Below are 23,533 nucleotides of genomic sequence, written 5' to 3'. Positions count from 1 at the left end.
GGTCGTGACCAGCACCGACCCCACCCCCGCAGCCCCCGCCGACGGCCCCCGCCCGCACGCGCTCCCCCGCCAGGTGTCGGAGACGTTCGACCCGGGCGCGTGGCGCGACGTCGCCGGGTTCGAGGGACTGACCGACGTCACCTACCACCGGGGCGTGGAGCGCGACGCGGACGGCGCCGTCGTGCGCGACCTGCCCGTCGTGCGCGTCGCGTTCGACCGGCCCGAGGTGCGCAACGCGTTCCGCCCCCACACCGTGGACGAGCTGTACCGCGTGCTCGACCACGCGCGCATGACGTCCGACGTCGGGACGGTGCTCCTCACGGGCAACGGCCCGTCCCCCAAGGACGGCGGGTGGGCGTTCTGCTCCGGGGGCGACCAGCGGATCCGCGGGCGCTCCGGCTACCAGTACACGACCGCGCCCGACGGTGGCGGCGAGGTGCACACGCGCGACGCCGTCGACCCGGGGCGTGCGGGGCGCCTGCACATCCTCGAGGTGCAGCGGCTGATCCGGACGATGCCCAAGGTCGTGGTCGCGGTCGTCAACGGGTGGGCCGCAGGAGGCGGGCACTCGCTGCACGTCGTCGCCGACCTGTCGATCGCGAGCCGCGAGCACGCGCGCTTCAAGCAGACCGACGCGAACGTCGGGTCGTTCGACGGGGGCTACGGCTCGGCGTACCTGGCGCGGCAGGTGGGGCAGAAGCGGGCGCGGGAGATCTTCTTCCTCGCGCGGGAGTACTCGGCGCAGGACGCGTACGAGTGGGGCGCGGTGAACGAGGTCGCGGACCACGCCGACCTGGAGGCGCTCGCGATCGAGTACGCGCGCGTGATCGCGACGAAGTCGCCGCAGGCGATCCGGATGCTCAAGTTCGCGTTCAACCTCGCGGACGACGGGCTCATGGGCCAGCAGGTCTTCGCGGGCGAGGCGACGCGGCTGGCCTACCTCACGGACGAGGCCGTGGAGGGCCGCGACGCGTTCCTCGAACGCCGCGACCCCGACTGGGGCCGGTTCGGCTACGCGTTCTGACCTGCGGGTCAGGAGCCGCCGACGAAGCTCGTCAGCATCTCGATGAGGCCGCGGCCGACGAACGCCGCGGCGACGGCGAGGCCGAACAGGAGCCCGACCGAGATCGCGACGGGCGCGGCCGAGCGGGCGACGCCGGGCTCGTCGTCGCGCGGCGTGCGCGGCGCGTAGGACGGCGGGAGCTGGCCCTCGGTCGGGCGCGGGGCGCCCTCGCCGGGGGTGCCGGGCTGGGACGGGTGGACGGGGTGCGGGACGACGGTTGCCATGACTCCACGGTGCCGCCCGGGACCCCGTCGGCGCGTCGGCCCCGCGGCTCGACCTGGACGTCCACCGGTCCCCCTCGGGGCGGAGCGGTCGTACGCCGTGGGGAGGATCCGGAGCCGCCGCCGGGCGAGCGGGCCGTCAGGAGATCTCCCAGCTCCCCGACCCGACCGGCACGAGCTCGATCCACGAGGCCCCGGGCTCGAGCTCGACGGGCGCGCCGTCCGCCCCCGTGAGCACGAGCGGGGCGTCGACCGCCTCCTTGGACCAGGACACCGCCACCTGCTTGCCGCCGCTCGCGACGACCCCCTCGCCGGTCCCGACGAGCTTCGTCTCCGGGACGGGCACCCCCGCGGGATCCTTGAACGAGGTGTTCTCCATCGGCGCGGCGAGCAGCACGACGTTCGTGGCCGCGAGCCGCACCTCGTCCGACGACACGGCCGGGGTGTCGCCCTCGCTGCGCACGTACCGGCCCTCGTCGGCGCTCCACTCCCACACGGCGCGGCTCGCGTGCGTGAGCCGGACGTCGAGGCGCGCCGCGGACGCGCCTGCCGCGGTGGCCGTGCCGGACCCCGGCTCCCGGGCGAAGACGAGCTGGGCGGGCGGGGGCGACGTGCGGTCGCCGTCGGCCTGGGCCCAGAACTCCTCCGGGCTGCCGTACACGTTGTGCGGCGCCCGGCGCGCGCGCGTCGTCGTGAACCCGTCGTCGCCCTCGTCCATGACGACCGACTGGGTGCCCGCCGCACCGACGGCGTCGATGAACGGCTGCTGCCCACCGGTGTACGCGAGGATCCCGTGCAGCGGCCCGACGATCGCGGGGTCCATGGGCCGGACCGACCGGACGGGTCCCACGCGCTCGGGGACCTGCGAGTGGTAGACGGCGACGAAGCGCGTGATGCCGCCCTCGACGACCTCCTCCCACACGACGTCGGCCTGCTCGAGGCCCGTCTGCGGGCGCGCCTGGGGCGCGTTCTCGATCTTCACCGCGAGCGCCGGCCGGTCGGCGACCTCCTCGGCCGCGACCCCGGTGAGCGGCCACACGAGCGGCACGTCCGGCTCCGGCGGCGTGCCCTTGTCCGAGGACACGTCGGCGTCGACCGTCTCCGTCACGGGCGCGGCGGGCTCGCCGCCGCACCCCGCGAGCAGGACCGTCGCCGCGGCGAGCGCGGCGACCAGCCCCGCCCGGAGCGTGCCGGCCCCTCGTCCCGTCCTCGTCATCCTCGACCTTCCCGTCGGCCCAGGACCGGTCCTGGGGCAGCCCCTGCGACGGACGTGCGTCTCCGGGCCACCCTACGGCCCGGCCTACGCTGATCCGGTGAACCGCGCCGTCGTCCCCGCCGATCTCGACACCCTGGTCGCGGCGGTCGGCGCCGCCCTGGACGGCGAGGGCGCCCCGGTGGCGCCCGTCCCGCTGCTCGACCGCCCCGGGCGCGCCGACGTCCCACCGGGCGCCGCGCTCGTCCTGCGCACGTCGGGCTCGACGGGCGCGCCGCGCGAGGTCGTGCTGTCCGCGACCGCGCTGCGGGCCTCGGGCACGGCGACGCACGAGCGGCTGGGCGGCCCGGGCCACTGGCTCCTCACGCTCCCCCCGACGCACGTGGCGGGCGTCCAGGTCGTCGCCCGCGCCCACGCGGCCGGGCGAGGCCTCACCGTCGCGCCACCGGACGAGCCCTTCACCCCCGCCGGCTTCGCGGCGCTCGTCGGCCGCACCCCGCCCACGGAGCGCCGGTACGTCTCGCTCGTCCCGACGCAGCTCCACCGCCTCCTCGCCGCGGCAGACGCAGGCGCCGACGGCGGCACGGCGGGCCTCGACGCGCTCTGCGCCCTCGACGCGGTCCTGCTGGGCGGTGCCGCGACGCCTCCCGCCCTGCTGCGCCGCGCGCGGGCGGCGGGCGCGCGCGTCGTCACGACCTACGGCATGACGGAGACGAGCGGCGGGTGCGTGTACGACGGCGTCCCGCTCGCGGGCGTGCGCGTGCGGCTCGGCGCGGGCCAGGAGGGGACGGACGCGTCGGGAGGGGCCGCGGGCGTCGTCGAGCTCGCCGGGCCCGTCCTCGCGGACGGCTACCTCGGTGACCCCGGCGCGACCGGGCACGCGTTCCGGACCGACGACGACGGCACGCGCTGGTTCCGCACGAGCGACCTCGGTCGGCTCGACGGGCCTCCGGACGACCCGACGCTCACCGTGCTCGGCCGGGCCGACGACGTCGTCGTCTCGGGCGGCGTCAACGTCGCCCCGGCCGCGGTCGAGGCCCTCGTCGTCGAGGTCGAGGGCGTGGGCGAGGCGTGCGTCGTCGGCGTGCCGCACCCGGAGTGGGGGCAGGAGGTCGTCGCGGTCGTCACGACGGCGGGGCGTCCGCCCGCCCCGTGGACCGCCGACGGCGCCCACCCCGACGGCGGCGTCGCGGACGCCCCGGCGTCGCTCCTCGCGGCGGTCCGGGACCACGTCGCGGATAGGCTGGAGCGTGCGGCGGCACCGCGTCGCGTGCTCGTCGTCGGGGAGCTCCCGCGCCGCGGGCCCGGCAAGGTGGACCGCGCCGCGGTGGCGCGGCTCGCCGTCGGGCACCTCCAGGTCCCCCCTGGGTGAGCCCGCCCGCGGTCCCACCACCCTGCACGACCCGCACGACCGAGACGGAGCACCATGGCCAGCACCACCGAGTGGGTCGCGGGCGCGCGCCCGCGCACCCTCCCCGCCGCCGCGACGCCCGTCATCGTCGGGTCCGGCGCCGCGGCCCAGGTGGACGGCTTCGCCTTCTGGCCCGCGCTGCTCGCCCTCGGCGTCGCGCTCGCGCTCCAGGTGGGCGTGAACTACGCGAACGACTACTCCGACGGCGTGCGGGGGACCGACCTCGACCGCGTCGGCCCCATGCGGCTCACCGCGACCGGCGCCGCGCGACCCGGTCAGGTGCGCGCCGCGGCGTTCGGCGCGTTCGGCGTCGCCGCCGTGCTCGGGCTCGTGCTCTGCGCGGTGACCGGCCACTGGTGGCTGGTCGCCGTCGGCGCCCTCGCGATCCTCGCGGGCTGGTACTACACGGGCGGGCGCAACCCCTACGGCTACCGGGGTCTCGGCGAGGTCGGGGTGTTCGTGTTCTTCGGGCTCGTGGCCACGCTCGGCACCACGTACACGCAGGCGGGCGTCGTGACGTGGCCGTCGGCCGTCGGCGCGGTCGCGGTGGGCCTGCTCGCGTGCGCGATCCTCATGGTGAACAACATCCGCGACATCCCCACCGACGTCGTCGCGGGCAAGCGGACGCTCGCGGTGCGGCTCGGCGACTTCCGTGCCCGCCGGGCCTACGTCGCGATGATCTGGTTCCCGCTGCTGCTGGCGGTCGTGTGCGCGTTCGCGGCGCCCTGGTCGCTCGCCGTCCTGCTGCTCCTGCTGCCCGCGGTGCTGCTCACGGTCCCCGTGATCGCGGGGGCACGCGGGCCGCTCCTCGTGCCCGTGCTCGCCGGGACCGGGCTGTTCGAGCTCGCGTACGGCGTGCTGCTGGGGGTCGGGCTGGCGCTCTGAGCGCCGTCGGTCCTGCGCCGGGTGCGGCGGCAGGGCTCAGCGGGCCGACGACGCCCCGGGCTGCTCGGTCGGCGTCGTGTCCGTACCTCTCGAGGCGGCGTCCTCCTGCGCGTCGAGGGCCGCGTCCTCGGCCGCCGCGTCGTCCTCGATCTCGCGCGAGAACCGCTCGCCCGTCCGGGCGCGGTGCTCGGCCCGCTCGGCGAGGTAGCGCGACGCCGCCTCACGGGGCGTGCGCAGCGTCAGGTAGGACAGCATGAGCGCGACGACCGCGGCGACCAGGACGAGCAGCCAGCCCCGGAGGCCGGCGAACCAGAGGACGCCCAGCGCGACCGCGAAGAGGAGCAGACGCAGGACGGAGTAGATCACGACAGGCACGACTCCAGGGTACGGCCCGTAGGCTGGAGCCATGCTTCGCGTGCTGCTCCCCCTCCTCGCCGTCGGCCTCGCGGTCTACGCGCTCGTCGACCTCGCCTCGAGCGACGAGGAGGAGCGCGGCGGCATCCCGAAGGGGCTGTGGATCGTCCTCATCATCCTGCTGCCGTTCCTCGGCCCGGTCGCCTGGATCCTCGTCAAGCGCTCCGCGTCGCGGTCCGGCTCGCGGTACGCGGCCGGTCGGCCGTCGGGCGGTGCGTCGAACGGCGGCACGCGCCGCCGTCGCAACGCCCCCGTCGCGCCCGACGACGACCCCGAGTTCCTCTGGCGGCTCGAGCAGCAGCAGCGCCGCCAGGCGCGGGACGAGGCGCCCTCGCCCGCGACGGAGAACGCTCCCCCGGCGGCCGGGGGCACGACGGAGGACGACCGCACCGAGGACGACGGCGACGCGCACCGTCCCGGCGCGAGCAACGGGTCCGACGACGGCGACGACACCGCCCGCTGACCGACCCACCGCAGTGAGGTCGAGCGCGGTGTCGGACCGGGTCAGTCGCCCGGGTTGAGGCCGGAGTACGAGTGCTTGCCGTTGAACAGCAGGTTCACGCCCGTGAAGTTGAACAGGACGCACGCGTAGCCGACGATCACGAAGTACGCCGCCCGGCGGCCGGACCAGCCGCGGGTCGTGCGGGCGTGCAGGTACGCCGCGTACACGATCCAGACGACGAAGCTCCAGACCTCCTTGGGGTCCCAGCCCCAGTAGCGGCCCCAGGCGTGCTCCGCCCAGATCGCGCCGCCGATGATGGTGAACGTCCACAGCACGAACGCGACCGCGTTGAGGCGGAAGCTGAGCGCCTCGAGCTGGAGCGGGCCCGGCGTCGAGTCGAGCCAGCGCCAGCCGCGCGCGCCGAGGAAGGCGTTCCCGGAGTCGCGCGAGTCGCGCAGGAGCTGGAGCACCGACGTGACGAACGCGACGGTGAAGATGCCCGTCGCGATGATCGCGACGCCCACGTGGATGACGAGCCAGTAGGACTGGAGCGCGGGCTGCACGCCGGTCGCGGCGACGAAGAACGCGTTCTGCGCGAGCACGAGGAACAGCACCGCGAGGCCCGTGACGAACGACCCGAGGAAGCGCACGTCCCGCTTGAGCGACACGGCCAGGAACACCGCGAGCGCGACGAACGCGCCGACGAGCGTGAACTCGTACATGTTGGCCCACGGCGTGCGGCCGGCGGCGATCCCGCGCGTGACGATCGCGACGAGCAGCAGCGCCGTCCCGAGCCACGTCAGCGAGATCCCGATGTTGGCGGCCTTGCGCGACGGCTCGGGCGCGGCGACGGGTGCGGCGTCGACGACGTCGGGCGTGTCCGGGCCGTACGGCGAGACGGACGCGCCCGCGCCCGCGAGCACCTCCGCGCCGGGCACCTTCGCGTCGGCCCGTGCCTCGGCCCGCTCGTCGTCGGCGCGGCCCGCGAGCCGCGCGAGGTCGATCGCGAACGCGACGAGCGCGACGGTCAGGGCAGTCGCAGCGGCCCAGACGAGGTCCTGGCTCAGCTCGGCTACGGTCATCGGTCAGCCTTTCGTGCGCGGTCGCGCGGTCGGGTCCTGTGCGGGACGCGCGGTGGAGCGGGTGCGGTCGGCCGGTGCGCGTCCCGACGACGTGGTGAGGTCACCCTCACCCGATGGTGCCACGCCCGGGAGCGCGGCGAGAAGCGAGTCCACCTCGCCCTGGAGCCCGGCATCGTCCCCGCGGGCGAGACCCGCGACGGCGACGACGGTGCGCTCGCGCGGGCCGTCGTCCCCGTCACCGGGCACCTCCTCGCGCCACGCGCGCACCCACACGCGGCGGCGCGGGGTGAACAGCGAGACGGCGAGACCCGCGAGCGCGCCGAGCGAGAACACGAGCACCCACGTGAGCGACGGGTCGTGCCGCAAGTCGAGGGCGACGTAGCGCGGCAGCGAGTCGAACGTGATCGTGCCGAGGCCGTCGGGCAGGTCGACCGTCTCGCCCGGGGCGACGAGCAGCTTCACGCGCTCGCCGTCCGCGTCGACCGACGGCGTGAGATCGTCCGTGTCGAGGCGGTAGACGTTCTGCGGCAGGCCCTCGTCGAGACCGAGGTCGCCCCGGTAGACCTCGAGCACGAGGAGCGGGTTGATCGGCTGCGGGTACACCGACTCCGCGGTCTCGCCGTCCTCGCTGAGCTGGGCCGTCGGGAGGAAGTACCCGACGAGCCCGATCTGGTCGAGGCCGGACGACACGTCGGGCACCTTGATGACGCCGCGCGAGGTGTACATCGTGTCCTCGGGCAGGAACGGCACGCGGCCCGAGAACGCCACCTCGCCGTCGGCGTCGTGCACCGTGACCTCGGGCGCGAACCCGTTGCCCTGGAGGTAGATCTTGGCGCCGCCCGCGGTGAGCGGGTGGTTGACCTTGATGGTCTCCTCGTGGGACTCGCCGTCGGGGTCGCGCACGGTGACCGTCGCGGTGAAGTCGCGCGACTGCGCGAACGCGACGGAGTCCTGGGCGAACTCCGACTCGAACGCGTCGAGCGTCATCGAGAACGGCACGAGCGACGACGGCCGGAACCACGCGCCGTTCTCGAACGTGTCGTAGTCGACGACCGCGTTCGCGAACCCCCGGCCCTCCGTGACGATCGCCTGGCCGCGGTAGTGCAGGAGCTGGCCCGTCGCGACGGCGACCAGGAGGCCGACGAGAGACAGGTGGAACAGCAGGTTGCCGGTCTCGCGCACGTAGCCGCGCTCGGCGGACACCGTCCGTGCCGCGGGCCGCGCGGCGGCACGGCCCCGCGCCGGGGCGGCCTCCTCGGCGCCCGTGTCGACGCGGAACGTCGGCAGCCAGCGGAGCCGGCCGCGCAGGTGGCTGCTCGCCGCCGCGACGACCTCGTCCGGCGAGGCGTCGGTGACGGCGCGCGCCTGCGCGGGGAAGCGGTCGAAGCGTCGCGGCGTGCGCGGGGGCCGCGTGCGCAGCGCCTGCCAGTGCGCCTTCGTGCGCGGCAGGATGCAGCCGACGAGCGAGACGAACAGCAGGATGTAGATCGCGGAGAACCACACCGAGGCGTAGACGTCGAAGAAGCCGAGCCGGTCGAGCCACTCCCCCGTCGTCGGGTTCTCCTGCAGGTACCGCAGCACGGCCGCCGGGTCCTGGGGGCGCTGCGGCAGGACGGAGCCGGGCACCGCTGCGACCGCGAGCAGCATGAGGAGCATGAGCGCGACGCGCATGCTCGTGAGCTGCCGCCACGTCCAGCGCAGCGTGCCGCGCCACCCGAGCCTCGGGAGCGCCGGGCCGCCGTCGCCTCCCGCGCCGCCCCCGCCACCCGACGGCGTCCGGTCACCCGGGCCGTCGCCCGCGGAGAACGCGTCGTCGATGCCCTCGGGGCGGTAGCCCGTCGACGTCGGACGCTCTTCTGATCTCTCGGCCTGGCCGGTCCGCTCGGTCATCTCACACCACCGTCACGTAGCCGTCGATCCAGCCCTGCATGGTCGTCGTCCACGTCGTCCACAGGCCCGTGACCAGCGCGAGGCCGATGAGCACGAGCAGCCCGCCGCCGATCCGCATGATCGCGAGGCGGTGCCGGCGCAGGAAGCCGAGCATGCGCTGCGAGCTCTGGAGCCCGAGCGCGATGAGCAGGAACGGCACGCCGAGACCGAGGCAGTAGGCGACCCCGAGGACCGCGCCACGGCCCGCCGAGGCCTCGTTCAGCGACAGCGACTGCACGGCGACGAGCGTCGGACCGAGGCACGGCGTCCAGCCGAGCCCGAACACGATGCCGAGCAGCGGCGCTCCCCACAGCCCCGCCTGAGGGCTCAGGTGCAGGCGCCGCTCGCGCTGGAGGAACGGGACCGCCCCCATGAAGGCGAGCCCCATGAGGATGACGACCACGCCCAGGACGCGCGTGATGACGTCCTCCCACCGGACCAGGTGCACGCCGATCGCGCCGGCGGCGACCATCAGCGCGACGAACACGAGCGTGAAGCCGGCGACGAAGAGCCCGACGCCCGCGAGGACGCGGCCGCGGCTCGGCGCCGCGACCCGCGTGGCCGTCGTCGTCCCTCCGGACGCGCCACGCCCGCTCCCGGCGTTCGCCGCGGCCATGCCCGAGACGTACCCGACGTAGCCGGGCACGAGCGGCAGCACGCACGGCGAGGCGAAGGAGACGAGCCCCGCCAGGATCGCCACCGGGACCGCCAGCAGCATCGACCCGCTCCAGACCGTCGCGGCGAACGTGTCGCCGACGCTCGTCGCGGCGGCGGGGAGCGCGGCGGCCGGGACGGTGGCGGCGAGGGACGCGAGGGTGACCACGGTCAGCCGGCCGCCTCGTCCTCGGCGAGCACGTCGTCGACGAGCGCGTTCAGGGTCGAGCCCTCGGCGAGCCCGATGACGCGTGCCGCGACGCGGCCCTCGCGGTCGAGCACGACCGTCGACGGGACCGCCTGGAGCGGCACCGTGCCGGAGAGCGCCGCGACGACCTCCCCGCTGCGGTCGTCGATGGACGGGTACGGCACCTCGAACCGGCGCTGGAACGCCTGCGCGGCCCCGGCCTCGTCCGTCGTGTTGATGCCGAGCACCTGCACGCCGTCGTCGGCGCGGTCGTTCGCGAGGGCCACGAGGTCGGGCGCCTCGGCGCGGCACGGCGCGCACGCGGCGTACCAGGTGTTGAGCACGACGACGTCGCCCAGCCAGGCGCTCGTGTCGACCGGCTCGCCCTCGTAGTCGGTGCCGGTGAGCGCGACGACGTCGCCCCGCTCGCCCGCGTCCCAGGTGCGGACCGAGCCGTCGCCGGAGACGTAGCCCTGACCCACGACGTCCGTCGTCGCGCCGGAGTCCTGGGCGCACGCCGCGAGGCCGAGCGTCGCGGCGAGCACGACGCCCGCGGTCAGCACGCGGCGGACGGGCGGGAGGGCGCGCGCGGCACGCGCGCGCGAGCTGGCGGTCACAGCGGCATCACGGGAGGCACCCTGCCCGGGGTTCCTGGACGCCACCTGGGAGACGTGACCTCCGCCACTCCCGAACGGGACGGTTCGGGCGTCCGGACGGCGACGACGGCGCGAGACATGACCGACGTCACGCCCCCGCGACGGTCGCGGCGCCCGGGAGGAGGTCGGCGACCGGCTCGGAGTAGTGCAGGCCGACGAGGCGGTCGTCCTCGAAGTGCAGCGACGTGAGCGACGCGAGCGAGCACTGCCGCTTGCGCGGGTCGTGCCACAGGCGGCGGTTCTCGAAGCTCAGGCGCGTGAGCCACACGGGGAGCTGGTGGCTCACGAGGAGCGCCTCGTGACCCGCGGCCTTGTCCCGGGCGTCGGCGACCGCGGCGCGCATGCGCGCGACCTGCTCGGTGTACGGCTCGCCCCAGGACGGCCGGAACGGGTTCCACAGGAAGCGCCAGTGCTGCGGGTGGCGCAGCGACCCGTCCCCGACGCCGAAGGTCATGCCCTCGAAGTGGTTCGCGGCCTCGATGAGCCGGTCGTCGGTGCCGAGCTCGAGCCCGAACGCCTCGGCGGCGGGCGTGGCCGTCTCCTGGGCGCGCTGGAGCGGCGACGCGACGACGACGGCGAGGTCCGCGCGGGGGCGGGACGCGCCGTCGGGCCCGGGCTCGCCCGCGAGGTGCGCGGCGACGCGGCGGGCCATCTCGTGGCCTCGCTCGGAGAGGTGGTAGCCGGGGATGCGGCCGTAGAGGACGCCGTCGGGGTTGTGGACCTCGCCGTGGCGCAGGAGGTGGACGATCGTGGAGACCATGCGCACCAGTGTCCCGCACTCCCGGCCCTGACCGGCACCCGCGGGCCGGCGGCTCCCGGAGCGACCCGGGTCAGGAGTCGCGGTCGGCCTTGCACGCCTCGGCGACGGCCGCCATCGCCTCGCCGAGCGCCCGGAACTGCTCCGGCGTGAGCACGTCGACCATGAACCGGCGCACGGCGGCCACGTGGGCCGGAGCCGACGCCACGAGGACGCGGTAGCCCTCGGTCGTCATCTCGCAGTTGACCCCGCGGCGGTCGCCCGTGCTCGCCGAGCGCCGGACCAGGCCGCGCGCCTCCATGCGCGCCACGGTGTGGGTCACGCGGCTGCGAGACCGGGCGAGCCCGTCGGCGAGGGCGGACATCCGCAGCGTGTGGTCCGGGCTCTCCGAGAGCCGCACCAGCAGCTCGTACTCGTTGAGCGACACGTCCGACCGCTCCTCGTGGTCGCGCCCCAGCGACTCGATGAAGCGCACGGTCCCGTCGAGGTAGGCGCGCCACAGGCGCTGCTGCTCGGCGTCGAGCCAGCGCGGCTCCGCGCTCGCGGCCGCGGTGGTCCCGCGGGCGGTCGTCGTCAGCTGGTGGTCGACGTCGTTGCTGGTCATGGGTCCTCGGGCGCTGGCGGACGGGGGCGGGTTCAGGGGTGGAACCTCGCCGAACATTGTTCCACCTCACCGGGAATAGACGGATCACCCCCTGCTGTTGATACGCACGTACGAAGTTGAACCTTCAACCAAGTTCGGTCCCCCGGGACCCTCGACCCCTTCAGGAGCACCCATGGCCACGCCGCTGCCCGCCGGGCTCAACGCCGGTACCTACGCCCTCGACTCGTCCCACTCGCAGGCGGCCTTCACGGTCCGCCACGCCGGCATCTCCAAGGTGCGCGGCACGCTCGCCATCACGGCCGGCACCATCACCGTGGGCGACGACCTCGAGTCGACCTCCGTGACCGCCGAGCTCGACGCCGCGTCCGTGAGCACGGGCGACGCGAACCGCGACAACCACCTGCGCAGCGCGGACTTCTGGGACGCCGAGAACAAGCCGACGTGGACCTTCGCGTCGACCAGCATCTCCGGCGACGGCGACGACTTCGTCGTGGCGGGCGACCTGACCATCAACGGCGTGACCAAGCCGGTCGAGCTCGAGACCGAGTTCGCGGGCACCGCGACCGACCCGTTCGGCAACGCGCGCGCCGGGTTCGAGGCGACCACGGAGATCTCCCGCAAGGAGTTCGGCCTCACCTGGAACGCCGCGCTCGAGACCGGCGGCGTGCTCGTGGGCGACAAGATCAAGATCGCCCTCGACGTCTCGGCCATCAAGCAGGCCTGACGACCGGCTCCCGGGGCGCTCTTCCCCGGGACCGTTCCCCGAAACACTGCACCCCCGGCAGGGGTGCCGCCCCGAGGGGCCGCGTGCGCGAGCACGCGGCCCCTCGTCGTTCAGCGGTCCTGCGCCTCGGCGAGCGCGCGCGCCTGGGAGTGGAACGCGAGGATCTGCAGCTCGCTGCCGACGTCCACGCCGCGCACGTCGACGTCCGCGGGCACCTGCAGCGCGCGCGGCGCGAAGTTGAGGATCTCCCGCACGCCCGCCGCCACGACCCGGTCCGCGACGGACTGCGCGTGCGCTGCCGGCGTCGCGAGGACCACGATCGACACCTTCTCCCGCGCCACGACCTCCTCCAGCGCGTCGACGTGCTCGACGACGAGGCCCGCCGCCCGCGTGCCCACGACCTCCGGCGACGCGTCGAGGAGCGCCGCGACGTGGAAGCCCCGCTGCTCGTACCCCGAGTAGTTCGCGAGCGCGTGCCCCAGGTTGCCGATCCCGACGATCGCGATGCGGTGCTCGTCCACGAGCCCCAGCGCCTCGGTGATGTACTGCGCGAGCGAGTCCACGTCGTAGCCCACGCCGCGCGTGCCGAACGAGCCCAGGAACGACAGGTCCTTGCGGAGCTGCGCCGGACCGACGCCGGAGAGCTCGGCGAGCTCGACCGACGACGTCGTCGCGACGCCCCGCGCCACCAGGTCGCGCAGCGCCCGCAGGTAGGACGGGAGCCGCGCCACCGTCGCGCTCGGGATACCCGGCGCCGTCACCTCACCGACTACCTGCTCAGCCACCCGTCACCCCGTCGTCCTGGGACCGTCCTCGTCGACGGTCGCGCTCCACCGGGAGGAATCATCCCAGGTCCGCGCGCGCCGTCGAAATCCGACCCACCGCGCGGGCGAGCCGGCGGGCGTCCACGCGCCAGAACCCCTGCTGCACGCCGCCGACCGTCACGACCGGGACGTACTCGCCGTACTGCTCGCGCAGCGCCGGGTCCGCGTCCGGCGCGTCCACGTCCACCTCCGCCCACGCGACCCCCGCCTCGGCGCACACCGCCGCGACGACGGCGCGCGCGTCGTCGCACAGGTGGCACCCCGCTCGGCCGTAGAGGAGGACGGGAGGGGCCGGCGCGTCGGAGGTGCTCACGCCTCCCAGGGTACGAGGACGCGGCCCCGGGCCGAGCGCGGGACCGCCTAGAGTGGGGACATGGCGACGTCTTCCGGTCCGGGCCCCGTCCCGACCCCCGGGTCGACCGCCTCCGAGGCCGCGCTCGACGCCGGCCGCACGCCCCCCGCACCCGCGCACCGCACCGCCGCCTTCTTCGACGTGGACAACACGATCATCCGTGGCGCGTCGTCGTTCCACCTCGCCCGCGCGCTGTACCAGCGGGAGTTCTTCTCGACGCTCGACATCGTGCGCTTCGCCGTGCACCAGGCGCGCTACCTCCTGTTCGGCGAGAACAAGCAGCAGATCGACCGCATCCGGTCCCGCGCGCTCGCCCTCATCGCGGGTCGCTCCGTCGCCGAGGTCACCGCGATCGGCGAGGAGGTCTACGACACCGTCCTCTCGCTGCGCATCTACCCCGGCACGCGCCGCCTGCTCGACGAGCACCTCGCCGCCGGCCACCAGGTGTGGCTCGTCTCCGCGACCCCCGTCGAGATCGGCGAGCTCATCGCGCGCCGCCTCGGCACGACCGGCGCCCTCGGCACCGTCGCCGAGCACGAGGACGGCTTCTACACCGGCCGCCTCGTGGGCGACATGATGCACGGCCGCGCCAAGGCCGCCGGGGTGCGGGCGCTCGCCGAGCGCGAGGACATCGACCTCGACGCGTCCTACGCCTACGGCGACTCGCTCAACGACGTGACGATGATGGAGGCCGTGGGGCACCCGTGCCCCATCAACCCCGACGCCCGCCTGCGCCGCCACGCGCAGGACGTCGGCTGGCCCATCCGCGAGTTCCGCGGCCGACGCCGTCGCGTCGCCCGCAGCAGCGTCCGCACCGCGAGCTGGGCCGGCGCCGCCTGGGCCGCCGCCCTCGTCCTGCGCTCCGTCCGCCGCGCCGTCGACCGCCGCATCTCGCGCCTCTGACCACCCCGCTCCCCCGAGCCGGCGCCCTCGCCCCCGCGAGAGAGAACCCCGGTCCCGCGAGGAAGACCCCTGGCCCGCCGAGGAAGACCCCTGGTCCCGCGAGGTAGAGGCCTGGTAGGCCAGGGCTCCACCTCGCGTGATCGTCGGAGACGCGTCGAGCCCGGTCCCTCGGGAGGGGCCGGGCTCGACGGCGGGTCGGCGCGTCAGGACGCGCGCGACGTCACTTCTTGTTGCGACGCTGGTGACGCGTCTTGCGAAGCAGCTTGCGGTGCTTCTTCTTGGCCATGCGCTTGCGGCGCTTCTTGATGACGGAGCCCATACGGTCCTCGCAATGCTCGAGCGGCGTGTCGGTCGGCGACCGGTCGACCGGCCGCGTGTGGTCCACGGTTGATCGGGGCGCCCGGCGACCACGAGGGCGCCGCGAGCCGACCAACACGAGAGAAATCCGCCCCCTAGACTACCCGCTCGCGCTCGTGCCCCGGTACGCCGCCCGGCGCGCGGACCCGCACGACGCCCCGGGCATCCCGGGGGACGACCGCCTCAGTCGAAGTGCGGGTCGAGGCCGAGCAGCGGGAAGACGGCGCGGCGCGTGGCCGCGACGGCGCGGTCGACGTCGTCGTCGGGGTCGTAGCCGCTGCTCCAGCGGCGCACGTCGACGGGCGGGCCGAAGGCGAGCGGGGCGTCGAACCCGGCGACCTCGGCGACGCGGGCGCGCCACTCCTCGGGCAGCGGCTCGCCCGCCGTCACCGGCCGGTGCACGACCTCCCCCACGACCGCCGTCCACACGAGCGGCACGACGCGCGCGATCGCGTACCCGCCGCCGCCGAGCGCGAGCCAGCGTCCGCCGGTGAGCTCGTGCGCGAGGTCGTGCACCTGGGCGAGCGCCGTGCGCTGGGCGTCGACGGAGACGTCGAGGTCGGAGAGCGGGTCCTCGCCGTGCGCGTCGCACCCGTGCTGGGTGACGAGGACCTCGGGCCGGAACGCCCGCAGCACCGGCGGCACGACGGCGTCGACCGCCCGCAGCCAGCGCGCGCCGTCCGTGCGGCGGGGCAGCCCGACGTTGACCGCCGTGCCCTCGGCGCCCGCGCCACCGACGTCGGTCGGGTGCCCGGTACCCGGGAAGAGCGTCGTGCCGCTCTGGTGGACGGACACGGTGAGGACGCGCGGGTCGTCCCAGAACGCCTCCTCCACGCCGTCGCCGTGGTGGGCGTCGAGGTCGACGTACGCGACGCGCGCGACGCCGTCGTCCAGGAGGCGCCGGATCGCGACGGCCGCGTCGTTGTAGACGCAGAAGCCCGACGCCGCGCCCGCCTTCGCGTGGTGCATGCCCCCCGCGACGTTCACCGCGTGCCCGGCGCGCCCCGCGGCGATCTCCCCCGCCGCCTCGTAGGAGCCCGCCACGATCCGGGCCGCGGCCTCGTGCATCCCCGGGAAGACCGGGTCGTCCTCGGTACCGAGACCGCGGGCCGGGTCGGGGGTCCCGTGCTCCGACGCCGCGCGCACGGCCGCGACGTACGCCGGCTCGTGCACGAGGCCGAGGACGTCGTCGCTCGCGGGCTCCGGCCCGACGACGCGGGGCGCACCCTGAGGCGCACCGTCGCCGTCGAGCAGGCCCAGCGCGCGCACCAGGCCCATCGTCAGGTCGAGCCGGGCCGGGGACATGGGGTGCCCGGGACCGAAGTCGTACCCGAGGAGCTCGGGGCTCCACACGACGCAGGATCCGGGCGCCGCGGCGCTCCCCCGGGCGGAGGCGGGCGACGACGGGGGGTCGGTCGTGGGCATGGCTCACGGTAACGCCCGGCGCCGCGCCCCCGCCCCGACGGACCGGTCACCGGACCGCGGTGCGGCGCACGGGGGCCGGACGCGGCATGATGTCCCGGCGCCGGAGCGGCGACATGACGGGTCACCAGGCCCGTGGCAGAGTGACGCGAGTGGTGAGGGAGGCTCCATGCCGACGAGCATGACCGGGCGCCTGTTCAAGGGGCGGGAGATCGTCGACCGCCTCGCCCGGCAGTCGCCCGCACGCCTCGCCGTCACCGTGTTCGCCGCCGTCATCGCGGTCTTCACCGCGCTCCTCATGGCCCCCTGGGCGACCGCGAGCGGTCGCGCTGCCCCGTTCGTCGACGCCCTGTTCACCGCGACGTCCGCGGTGTGCGTCACGGGTCTGGTCGTCGTCCCGACGGGCACGTACTGGTCGACGTACGGGCAGGTCGTCATCCTGCTCGGCATCAAGATCGGCGGCCTCGGCGTCATGACGCTCGCGTCGATCCTCGGCATGGCCGTGTCGCGGCGCATCGGCCTCACGCAGAAGCTCCTCACCGCGTCCGAGACGAAGACGACGCGGCTCGGCGAGGTCGGCTCGCTCGTGCGGGTCGTCGTCATCACCTCGACGTCGCTCGAGCTCCTCATCGCGCTGCTCCTGCTGCCCCGGTTCATCGTGCTCGAGGAGACGTTCGGCGAGGCCGCGTGGCACGGCATCTTCTACGGCATCTCGGCCTTCAACAACGCCGGGTTCATCCCGACCGAGCAGGGCCTCGCGCCGTACGTCGGCGACTGGATGCTGTGCCTGCCGATCATCCTCGGCGTGTTCATCGGCTCCCTCGGCTTCCCCGTGATCCTCAACGTCATGCGCAACCGCAAGCGCGTGTCGAAGTGGAGCCTGCACACCAAGCTCACGCTCACGACGAGCGCGGCCCTCGTCGTGGTCGGCACGGTCCTGTTCGCGGCCGTCGAGTGGACGAACCAACGCACGCTCGGCCCGCTCGCGTTCGGGGAGAAGCTCCTCGCCTCGCTGTTCGCGGGCGTCATGCCCCGCTCGGGCGGCTTCTCCACCGTCGACACCGGCGGAATGCACGAGGCGAGCTGGCTCATCACCGACGCCCTCATGTTCGTGGGCGGCGGCTCCGCGTCGACCGCGGGCGGCATCAAGGTCACGACGCTCGCCGTCATGCTCATCGCGATCGTGTCCGAGGCGCGCGGCGACCGGGACATGGAGGCCTTCGGGCGCCGCATCCCCCGCGACACCCTGCGGCTCGCCGTCGCCGTGTCCTTCGTCGGTGCGACCGCGGTCCTGCTGGCGAGCCTGCTCCTGCTGGAGATCACGGGCGAGACGCTCGACGTCATCCTCTTCGAGACGATCTCCGCGTTCGCGACGGTCGGCCTCAGCACCGGCATCACGCCCAGCCTCCCGGATGCGGGCAAGTACGTGCTCGTCGGGCTCATGTTCGTCGGGCGCACCGGCACCATGACGTTCGCCGCCGCGCTCGCGCTGCGCGACCGTCGCCGCATCGTGCGCTACCCCGAGGAGCGCCCCATCATCGGGTGAGCGGACCGCCCGCCGCGGCGTACGCCGTCGGGCACCGCCACCGACCCACCCCGACCACACGAGAGGCCCCACCGTGACCGACCCCTTCTCCCGCGGCGCCGACCCGAGCGCCGGGCCGACGACCGGGAAGGACGCCCTGCCGGCGGACCCCGTCGCCCGGCGCATCGTCGAGCGCGGGCGCGCCGAGCGCTCCCGCCGCGACGAGGCGAAGGCGCCGCGCAAGGACGCCGGCGTGCTCGTCATCGGTCTCGGACGCTTCGGGACGGCCATCGCCGCCACGCTCGACCGCCTCGGCCAGGACGTGCTCGCCGTCGAGCGCGACCCCGAGCTCGTCGCCCAGTGGAGCGGGCAGCTCCCCCTCGTCGAGGCCGACGCGTCCAACCCCGTCGCCCTCGAGCAGCTCGGCGCGCGCGACTTCCCCGTCGCGGTCGTCGGCGTGGGCACGTCGCTCGAGGCGAGCGTGCTCATCACGGGCAACCTCGTCGACATGGGCACGCCCCAGATCTGGGCCAAGGCGATCTCCGCCGAGCACGGGCGCATCCTCCAGCGCATCGGCGCGCACCACGTCGTGTTCCCCGAGGCCGACGCCGGGTCCCGCGTCGCGCACCTGGTCTCCGGCAAGCTGCTCGACTACATCGAGGTCGAGGACGGGTTCACGATCGTCAAGATGCGCCCGCCCAAGGAGGTCCAGGGCTTCACGCTCGCGCAGTCCAAGGTCCGCGAGCGCTACGGCGTCACGGTCATCGGCGTGAAGTCTCCCGGCGAGGACTTCCTCTACGCGACCCCCGAGACCCGCATCAGCGCCAACGACCTCCTCATCGTCTCCGGCCACGCCGACCTCCTGGAGCGCTTCGCCGCCCGCCCCTGAGCCCCCGCGGCGCCGGGTCGGGTCGGGCCGCGGCCCGCGCGGTCGCGTCCGCGCCAGGTCAGGGCTGCGGGCGGTGCAGGAGGAACACCCCGCGGTGCAGGGGGCGGTCGAGGCGCTGGTCGTCGGTCGCGACGTACTCGTCGAGGACGGCGAGGATGCGCCGGTCGAGCTCGGCGACGTCGTCGTCGGAGAGGTGGAGGCCGAAGGTCGCGGCCGTCGAGACAGCGTCGGGACCCGCGGCGAGGGCGTCGTCGAGCGCGGCGGCGAACGGTCCGAACCGGACGTCGGGCGCCGTGCCGCGCAGGGGGTCGTCGAGCCACCAGGTCGCGCCGGTCGCGCGGTAGGGGCGTTCGAGCGCTCCCCCGGCGCCGGTGCGCACGTCGGCGGGCTCGAGCAGTCCGGCGCGGACGAGGAGCCGGACGTGGTGGAGGGCCGTGCCGGGGGCGACCCCGAGGTGGTCGGCGAGCTCCTTGTTGGTCATCTCGCGCGTGCCGCACTGCCGGACGATGCGCTGGCGCAGGGGGTGGGCGAGGGCCTTGGCCTCGAGCGCCGTGGGCGGACGCCGTCCGGGCACAGCGGGCGGCGTCGCACGCGTCGTCGCTGCTGGCTCCTGCGGCGTGGGCTCGGCGCTCATGGCACCCATCGTACGTCGATCGATCGAGATCCACCGATCGATTGGGATTTCTCGATCACTGTGCCATGCTGACGCCATGGCCCTCGCACCCCGCCGACGACGGACGGTCGGCACGCCCCTGGGCGGGCCGTTCCGGCGCCTCTGGACCGCGTCGACGGTCTCCAACCTCGCCGACGGCGTGCTCAAGGTCGCGCTGCCGCTCGTCGCGGTCCGCTACACCGACTCGCCCGCACTGGTCGCCGGGCTGACGTTCGCGCTCACGCTGCCCTGGCTCCTCTTCGCGCTCCCCGCCGGCGCGCTCGCCGACCGGCTCGACCGGCGCCACGCGATGATCGGCGCCAACGTGGGGCGCGCGCTGCTCGTCGTCGCGCTCGCCGCCGTCGCGCTCGTGCCCGACGCCGGCAGCATCGCCGTGCTCTACGTCGTCGCGTTCGGCGTGGGCGTCACGGAGACGCTCTACGACACCGCCGCGCAGTCGATCCTGCCGCAGGTCGTCCCGCGCACCGCGCTCCCCCGGGCGAACGGGCGCCTGTACGCGGCGGAGCTCACCGCGAACCAGTTCGTCGGGCCGCCGCTGGGCGGGCTGCTCGTCGCGGCGGGCGCGGCGGTGGCGTTCGGCCTCCCGGGCGCGCTGTGGGCGATCGCCGTCGGGCTGCTCGTCGGGCTGCCCGGCTCCTACCGCCCCGAGCGCACGACCCGCACGACGCTGCGGGCCGACATCGCCGAGGGCCTGCGCTTCCTGTGGCACGACCGGATCCTGCGCACGCTCGCCCTGATGGTCGGTGGCATCAACTTCGCGAGCAACGCCGCGTTCGCGATCTTCGTGCTCTACGCCGTCGGCCCCGACTCGCCCCTGGGGCTGTCCGAGCCCGCGTACGGCGTGCTGCTCACGACGACCGCCGTCGGCGCGTTCGCCGGGTCCTTCGTCGCGGAGCGCGTCGTCGCGCTCGTCGGCCGGGCGCGCTCCCTGGCGCTGACCGTGCTCAGCACCGTCGCGCTCGTGGGCGTCCCCGCGGTGACGACCGACGCGTGGGTCATCGGCGCCGTCTACGCCGTCGGCGGGGCGGGGATCGCCGTGTGGAACGTCGTCACCGTCTCGCTCCGGCAGCGGATCACGCCCGACGCGCTCCTCGGTCGCCTCAACTCGTGCTACCGGCTCGTGGCATGGGGGACGATGCCGCTGGGGGCGGCGGTCGGCGGCGCGCTCGGCGAGCTCTTCGGGCTGCGGAGCGTGTTCGTGGTCATGGCGGCGGTGTCGGCCGCGACGCTGCTCGGCATGCTCGTCGTCGACGACCGCACGATGGACGCCGCGGAGCGCGCCGCCGACGAGCGCGACGACCGCGGGCGCCACGAGGGCGAGCAGGTCGCGGACGCGGCCCCCGAGGACTGAGGCTCGCCCCGGTCAGGCGGCGGACCGGCCCTGGTGCGCCCGACGGCGCAGCGCGGCACCGGCCGCGACGGCCAGCCCCGCGAGCACGGCGGCCCCGACGAGCCCCGTGCCGGTCGTGGCGAGGCCGCCCGGGCGCGGGGAGGCGGACGTCCCGCCGCCGGTCGTGACGCCCGTGCCCGTGGACGGCGTGCCGCCGGGCTCCTGGGGCTCGCCCGGCGCGGCGAGGACGACGAACGGCTCGGACAGGACGTCGGCACCGTCACCGGGTGCGGAGAGGCGGACGTGGTGCTCGCCCGGTGCCGTCCCGGCGGGGATCGTCGTCACGAGCTCGAACGCGCCGTCGGCGTCGGTCGTGACCGTGCCGAGGAGCACGGGCTCGGTCTCGAGCCAGACCTCGTAGGTGGTGTGCGGCGCGAGGCCGGTGCCGCGCACCACGAGCTCGCCGCCGACGACGAACGGGCCCTCGCCCACGACGACGACGCGCGGCGCCGCGGGGACCTCCCGCTCGGTGATCTCGACGCTCACGCGCACGCCGTCTGCCGGGTCGGGGACGGTCGTGGTGAGCGCGGCGGCCGAGGCGGCGCCGGCGGGGACGACGAGGGAGCCGGCGATCACGAGGGCGGCGAGCAGCCTGCGGGTGGTCGTCACTGCGATGAACCTCTTCGTCCGGCCCGGGGTGGGCGCCGCTGGGTCCCCCCGAACCCGGCTGGACGAGCGTCCAGCCGCGATCATCTTGCCATCTTGGACGCCTGAACTGAACATCTGTCCAGGTTGTTCACCCGCTCGCCGCCGGCCAGCCGCCGCCCGGCAGCACGAAGCTCGGCAGCACGAAGCTCGGCAGCACGAAGCTCGGCAGCACGAAGCTCGGCAGCACGAAGCTCGGCCCCCGCCGCTCCGAGGAGCGACGGGGGCCGAGCCGGACCCGGACGGTGCCGGCACACCACCCGGGGGTCTGTGGTCACCCACCGTGGCGAGGTAGAGGCGTGGTCACGACCACGCCTCTACCCCGCGGTACCGGGGCTCTACCTCGGCGTCAGCCGCAGTCGAGCGCGGCGAACGGCGCGTCCACCGTGGCGGTCACCTCCTGGGGTCCGTCGGGGCCGTCGACCGTGGCGGTCCCGGTGACGGTCGCGGTGCCGGCCGGGGCCGACGTCGCGCGCGTCGCGAACGACTGGTAGGCGTTCTTGCCGGGCGCCACGTCGGCGAACGCCTTCTCGCCGTACGGCGTCGAGAGCGTCACCGACACCGGGACGTCCTCGCCGTTCGTGACGCGCACGGCGACGTACGCCGTGCCGGCGAGGCACCGGGGCGACACCTCGACCGCGAGGTCCAGCCCCGGCTCGCCGCCCAGCGCGGGCAGCACGACCTGCTGGCGCGTCTCCTCGTTGCCCGCCGCGTCGGTCGCGGCGAACTCGATCACCTGCGGCTCGTCGGTGAGCGCGCGCGTGAACGGCTCGGTGTACGTGCCCCAGAACGTGCCGGGGCCCTCCCACTGCACCTTGTCGACGCCCGATCCCGCGTCCGTGGCCGCGAGCGTGATCTCGACGCTGCTGCCGACCTCGCGCAGCGTCGCGACCGTCACCGGCGCGACCGTGTCCACGCGGAGCTCGCGCGAACCCGTGCCGACGTTCCCCGCCGCGTCGGTCGCGCGCGCCTCGACCGTGCGCACGCCGTCCTCGTCGACCGCGAACGGGCCGTCGTAGGGAGCCCACGCGCCGCCGTCGACCGAGACCTCGACCGCCGGGGCCGGGTCGCGGTTGTCGGACGCCACGACCGTGACGGTCGGGTGCTGGACGTACCAGCCCGACGTCGCCGGGCCGGGCTGCGCCGTGACGGTGACGGTCGGCGGCGTCGTGTCCTCGCCGGTGTCCGGCGCGACGACGAACACGACGGCCTCGGCCGGCACGTCCGTGCCCCCGACGTCCCCGGCGACGAAGAACAGGCCGTCGGGCTCGGCGTAGTCGGCCGGGTCCACGGCGCCCCAGGTCACCGGGATGCGGCTGTCCTTGGACGCGTCCTCGTACTCGGCCGTGACGGTGGCCGGGAGCGCCGGGGCGGTGCCCGCGAGCGTCACGACGCTCACGTTGTCCACCGCGGTGACGTCCCCCGGCGCGCCGTCGCGCACGTGCACCGTGCCGCTCACCGGCTCGACGAGCGCGTCCGACGTCCCGGTGACCTCGAACGCCCCCGCGACGGCGACGTCGTCGGCCGTCACGTCGTCCCAGTCCACGGAGACCGTCTCGACGCGACCGTCGGTGAAGATCGCGTCGATCTCGGCCGGGAGGTCGGGCAGAACGCCGACGTCCGTGGGGATGTGGACGGGCGAGTAGTCGATCGGCCCGTTCGGGTCGACCGGCTCCGGCTCCTCGACGCCGCCCGTGCCCCAGACCTCCCACTCGGACACCCCGACGGCCGAGTACGTCGTCGCCGTGGTCCCCCGCAGCGCGTCGAACGTCGCGCGCAGGCGCGTCGTCGTCACCGCGTCGAAGGTCGTCTCGTTGGTCGTGAGCCGCTCGGTCGGGTAGCCGCTCGGGTTCGGGACGTCGACGAACGCGCCGGCGTCCGCGTCCCAGTACTGGAGCGTCCACGACGCCGGGACCCGCACGTTGTCGCCGTTCGCGTCCGTGCCGTCGGACCAGAACCGGACGACGGAACGGTCCACGGTGACCGGCGCGGGCCACGAGTACTCGAGCCACTGCGTCGCGGGTCGGTCGCCGCTCCACGTCGCCCAGGTCGCGTCGTGCGCTCCCCCGGTGCTCACGCCCGCGCCGTCGTTCACGGCCTCGACCTTGTTCCACGACGCGGTGTAGCTCGCCTCGGGCGTGCCGAGCAGCGCCACGTTCGACGGCGCCTCGTCGGCCGCCGCCAGGACCTCGTCCCCGGTGCCCGAGGTCGCGGCCCACGCCCCGACGCCCGCACCCGTGAGGGCGAGGGCGAGGACGGTCGCGGTGGCGACCACGCGCCGTCGGGCCCGGGGTGTCCCCGGCTCGTGCCC

At 75.0% G+C, this 23,533-nt stretch carries 25 protein-coding genes; 9 read left to right on the top strand and 16 right to left on the bottom strand.

What is annotated here, in order from left to right; genetic code table 11:
• Window positions 1-4: 4 nt before the first annotated feature.
• A complete protein-coding gene (locus ABRQ22_RS18225; protein ID WP_253055060.1) occupies window positions 5-1,024 on the top strand; it encodes a 1,4-dihydroxy-2-naphthoyl-CoA synthase in 1,020 nt (339 codons plus the stop codon).
• Window positions 1,025-1,032: 8 nt separating this feature from the next.
• Here ABRQ22_RS18225 and ABRQ22_RS18220 read toward each other — a convergent pair whose 3' ends face one another.
• Both ABRQ22_RS18220 and ABRQ22_RS18215 read right to left on the bottom strand, forming a co-directional pair.
• Window positions 1,033-1,287: a hypothetical protein gene (locus ABRQ22_RS18220; protein ID WP_353707751.1), complete on the bottom strand. Its 255-nt coding sequence runs from the start codon at window positions 1,285-1,287 to the stop codon at window positions 1,033-1,035.
• 136 nt (window positions 1,288-1,423) lie between these two features.
• Complete coding sequence (locus tag ABRQ22_RS18215; RefSeq protein ID WP_353707750.1) at window positions 1,424-2,500, bottom strand: DUF3048 domain-containing protein; 1,077 nt, start codon at window positions 2,498-2,500, stop codon at window positions 1,424-1,426.
• Window positions 2,501-2,597: 97 nt separating this feature from the next.
• Between ABRQ22_RS18215 and ABRQ22_RS18210 the strand changes: the two genes are divergently transcribed.
• Entirely contained in the window at window positions 2,598-3,869 is a 1,272-nt protein-coding gene (locus tag ABRQ22_RS18210) for an AMP-binding protein (protein WP_353707749.1), read from the top strand.
• A 54-nt stretch (window positions 3,870-3,923) separates the two neighbouring features.
• Window positions 3,924-4,793: a 1,4-dihydroxy-2-naphthoate polyprenyltransferase gene (locus ABRQ22_RS18205; protein ID WP_353707748.1), complete on the top strand. Its 870-nt coding sequence runs from the start codon at window positions 3,924-3,926 to the stop codon at window positions 4,791-4,793.
• A gap of 36 nt (window positions 4,794-4,829) precedes the next feature.
• On the opposite strand, the gene ABRQ22_RS18200 is transcribed toward ABRQ22_RS18205, so the two are convergent.
• Window positions 4,830-5,168 (bottom strand): DUF4229 domain-containing protein, encoded by a 339-nt coding sequence (locus ABRQ22_RS18200; RefSeq protein WP_353707747.1) that lies wholly within the window; start codon window positions 5,166-5,168, stop codon window positions 4,830-4,832.
• A gap of 31 nt (window positions 5,169-5,199) precedes the next feature.
• On the opposite strand from ABRQ22_RS18200, the gene ABRQ22_RS18195 reads away from it, so the two are divergent.
• Entirely contained in the window at window positions 5,200-5,670 is a 471-nt protein-coding gene (locus tag ABRQ22_RS18195) for a PLD nuclease N-terminal domain-containing protein (RefSeq protein ID WP_353707746.1), read from the top strand.
• Between the two features lie 41 nt (window positions 5,671-5,711).
• On the opposite strand, the gene ccsB is transcribed toward ABRQ22_RS18195, so the two are convergent.
• The 6 genes from ccsB to ABRQ22_RS18165 all read right to left on the bottom strand — a co-directional run bounded on the left by ccsB (window position 5,712) and on the right by ABRQ22_RS18165 (window position 11,518).
• Entirely contained in the window at window positions 5,712-6,731 is a 1,020-nt protein-coding gene (gene ccsB, locus ABRQ22_RS18190) for a c-type cytochrome biogenesis protein CcsB (RefSeq protein WP_353707745.1), read from the bottom strand.
• Between the two features lie 3 nt (window positions 6,732-6,734).
• A complete protein-coding gene (locus tag ABRQ22_RS18185) occupies window positions 6,735-8,621 on the bottom strand; it encodes a cytochrome c biogenesis protein ResB (RefSeq protein WP_353707744.1) in 1,887 nt (628 codons plus the stop codon).
• Between the two features lies 1 nt (window position 8,622).
• Complete coding sequence (locus ABRQ22_RS18180) at window positions 8,623-9,378, bottom strand: cytochrome c biogenesis protein CcdA (protein ID WP_253055132.1); 756 nt, start codon at window positions 9,376-9,378, stop codon at window positions 8,623-8,625.
• A 107-nt stretch (window positions 9,379-9,485) separates the two neighbouring features.
• Window positions 9,486-10,118 carry a TlpA disulfide reductase family protein gene (locus tag ABRQ22_RS18175; RefSeq protein WP_253055051.1) on the bottom strand — a complete coding sequence of 211 codons (633 nt, stop codon included), beginning with the start codon at window positions 10,116-10,118 and terminating at the stop codon, window positions 9,486-9,488.
• A 127-nt stretch (window positions 10,119-10,245) separates the two neighbouring features.
• On the bottom strand, window positions 10,246-10,917 hold the full coding sequence (locus ABRQ22_RS18170) for a histidine phosphatase family protein (protein WP_253055050.1): 672 nt from the start codon (window positions 10,915-10,917) through the stop codon (window positions 10,246-10,248).
• A 70-nt stretch (window positions 10,918-10,987) separates the two neighbouring features.
• Complete coding sequence (locus tag ABRQ22_RS18165; RefSeq protein WP_353707743.1) at window positions 10,988-11,518, bottom strand: MarR family transcriptional regulator; 531 nt, start codon at window positions 11,516-11,518, stop codon at window positions 10,988-10,990.
• A 172-nt stretch (window positions 11,519-11,690) separates the two neighbouring features.
• Between ABRQ22_RS18165 and ABRQ22_RS18160 the strand changes: the two genes are divergently transcribed.
• Window positions 11,691-12,242, top strand: a complete 552-nt coding sequence (locus ABRQ22_RS18160; protein WP_253055048.1) for a YceI family protein — start codon at window positions 11,691-11,693, stop codon at window positions 12,240-12,242.
• A gap of 110 nt (window positions 12,243-12,352) precedes the next feature.
• Here the strand turns inward: ABRQ22_RS18160 and ABRQ22_RS18155 are convergent, their stop codons facing one another.
• Window positions 12,353-13,027 (bottom strand): redox-sensing transcriptional repressor Rex, encoded by a 675-nt coding sequence (locus tag ABRQ22_RS18155; RefSeq protein ID WP_253055047.1) that lies wholly within the window; start codon window positions 13,025-13,027, stop codon window positions 12,353-12,355.
• 58 nt (window positions 13,028-13,085) lie between these two features.
• Window positions 13,086-13,379 (bottom strand): glutaredoxin family protein, encoded by a 294-nt coding sequence (locus ABRQ22_RS18150; protein ID WP_353707742.1) that lies wholly within the window; start codon window positions 13,377-13,379, stop codon window positions 13,086-13,088.
• Between the two features lie 60 nt (window positions 13,380-13,439).
• Here ABRQ22_RS18150 and ABRQ22_RS18145 point away from each other — a divergent pair, with 60 nt between their 5' ends.
• On the top strand, window positions 13,440-14,321 hold the full coding sequence (locus tag ABRQ22_RS18145) for an HAD-IB family hydrolase (RefSeq protein WP_353707741.1): 882 nt from the start codon (window positions 13,440-13,442) through the stop codon (window positions 14,319-14,321).
• A 220-nt stretch (window positions 14,322-14,541) separates the two neighbouring features.
• On the opposite strand, the gene ABRQ22_RS18140 is transcribed toward ABRQ22_RS18145, so the two are convergent.
• Both ABRQ22_RS18140 and ABRQ22_RS18135 read right to left on the bottom strand, forming a co-directional pair.
• Window positions 14,542-14,640, bottom strand: a complete 99-nt coding sequence (locus ABRQ22_RS18140; RefSeq protein WP_003792170.1) for an AURKAIP1/COX24 domain-containing protein — start codon at window positions 14,638-14,640, stop codon at window positions 14,542-14,544.
• Between the two features lie 221 nt (window positions 14,641-14,861).
• Entirely contained in the window at window positions 14,862-16,103 is a 1,242-nt protein-coding gene (locus tag ABRQ22_RS18135) for an acetoin utilization protein AcuC (protein WP_353707740.1), read from the bottom strand.
• 166 nt (window positions 16,104-16,269) lie between these two features.
• Between ABRQ22_RS18135 and ABRQ22_RS18130 the strand changes: the two genes are divergently transcribed.
• Together ABRQ22_RS18130 and ABRQ22_RS18125 are read left to right on the top strand one after the other, a co-directional pair.
• Window positions 16,270-17,646 (top strand): potassium transporter TrkG, encoded by a 1,377-nt coding sequence (locus ABRQ22_RS18130; RefSeq protein WP_253055043.1) that lies wholly within the window; start codon window positions 16,270-16,272, stop codon window positions 17,644-17,646.
• Window positions 17,647-17,809: 163 nt separating this feature from the next.
• Window positions 17,810-18,514, top strand: coding sequence for a TrkA family potassium uptake protein (locus ABRQ22_RS18125; protein WP_253055131.1), 705 nt, complete (start codon window positions 17,810-17,812; stop codon window positions 18,512-18,514).
• A gap of 58 nt (window positions 18,515-18,572) precedes the next feature.
• On the opposite strand, the gene ABRQ22_RS18120 is transcribed toward ABRQ22_RS18125, so the two are convergent.
• The gene (locus ABRQ22_RS18120; protein WP_253055042.1) at window positions 18,573-19,148 is read right to left on the bottom strand and encodes a winged helix-turn-helix domain-containing protein; all 576 of its coding nucleotides are present in this window, start codon (window positions 19,146-19,148) and stop codon (window positions 18,573-18,575) included.
• Between the two features lie 76 nt (window positions 19,149-19,224).
• On the opposite strand from ABRQ22_RS18120, the gene ABRQ22_RS18115 reads away from it, so the two are divergent.
• The gene (locus ABRQ22_RS18115; protein ID WP_353707739.1) at window positions 19,225-20,538 is read left to right on the top strand and encodes an MFS transporter; all 1,314 of its coding nucleotides are present in this window, start codon (window positions 19,225-19,227) and stop codon (window positions 20,536-20,538) included.
• 12 nt (window positions 20,539-20,550) lie between these two features.
• Here the strand turns inward: ABRQ22_RS18115 and ABRQ22_RS18110 are convergent, their stop codons facing one another.
• Both ABRQ22_RS18110 and ABRQ22_RS18105 read right to left on the bottom strand, forming a co-directional pair.
• Window positions 20,551-21,186: a hypothetical protein gene (locus tag ABRQ22_RS18110; RefSeq protein WP_353707738.1), complete on the bottom strand. Its 636-nt coding sequence runs from the start codon at window positions 21,184-21,186 to the stop codon at window positions 20,551-20,553.
• 385 nt (window positions 21,187-21,571) lie between these two features.
• Window positions 21,572-23,497: an Ig-like domain-containing protein gene (locus ABRQ22_RS18105; RefSeq protein ID WP_353707737.1), complete on the bottom strand. Its 1,926-nt coding sequence runs from the start codon at window positions 23,495-23,497 to the stop codon at window positions 21,572-21,574.
• Window positions 23,498-23,533 lie beyond the last annotated feature (36 nt).

Origin of the sequence: Cellulosimicrobium sp. ES-005 (assembly GCF_040448685.1) — a bacterium.
In the GTDB taxonomy this organism is placed as follows: Bacteria; Actinomycetota; Actinomycetes; order Actinomycetales; family Cellulomonadaceae; genus Cellulosimicrobium; species Cellulosimicrobium cellulans_G.
The sequence above is the reverse complement of the archived record's forward strand: the minus strand, read 5'-3'. Positions and strand labels throughout refer to the sequence as shown.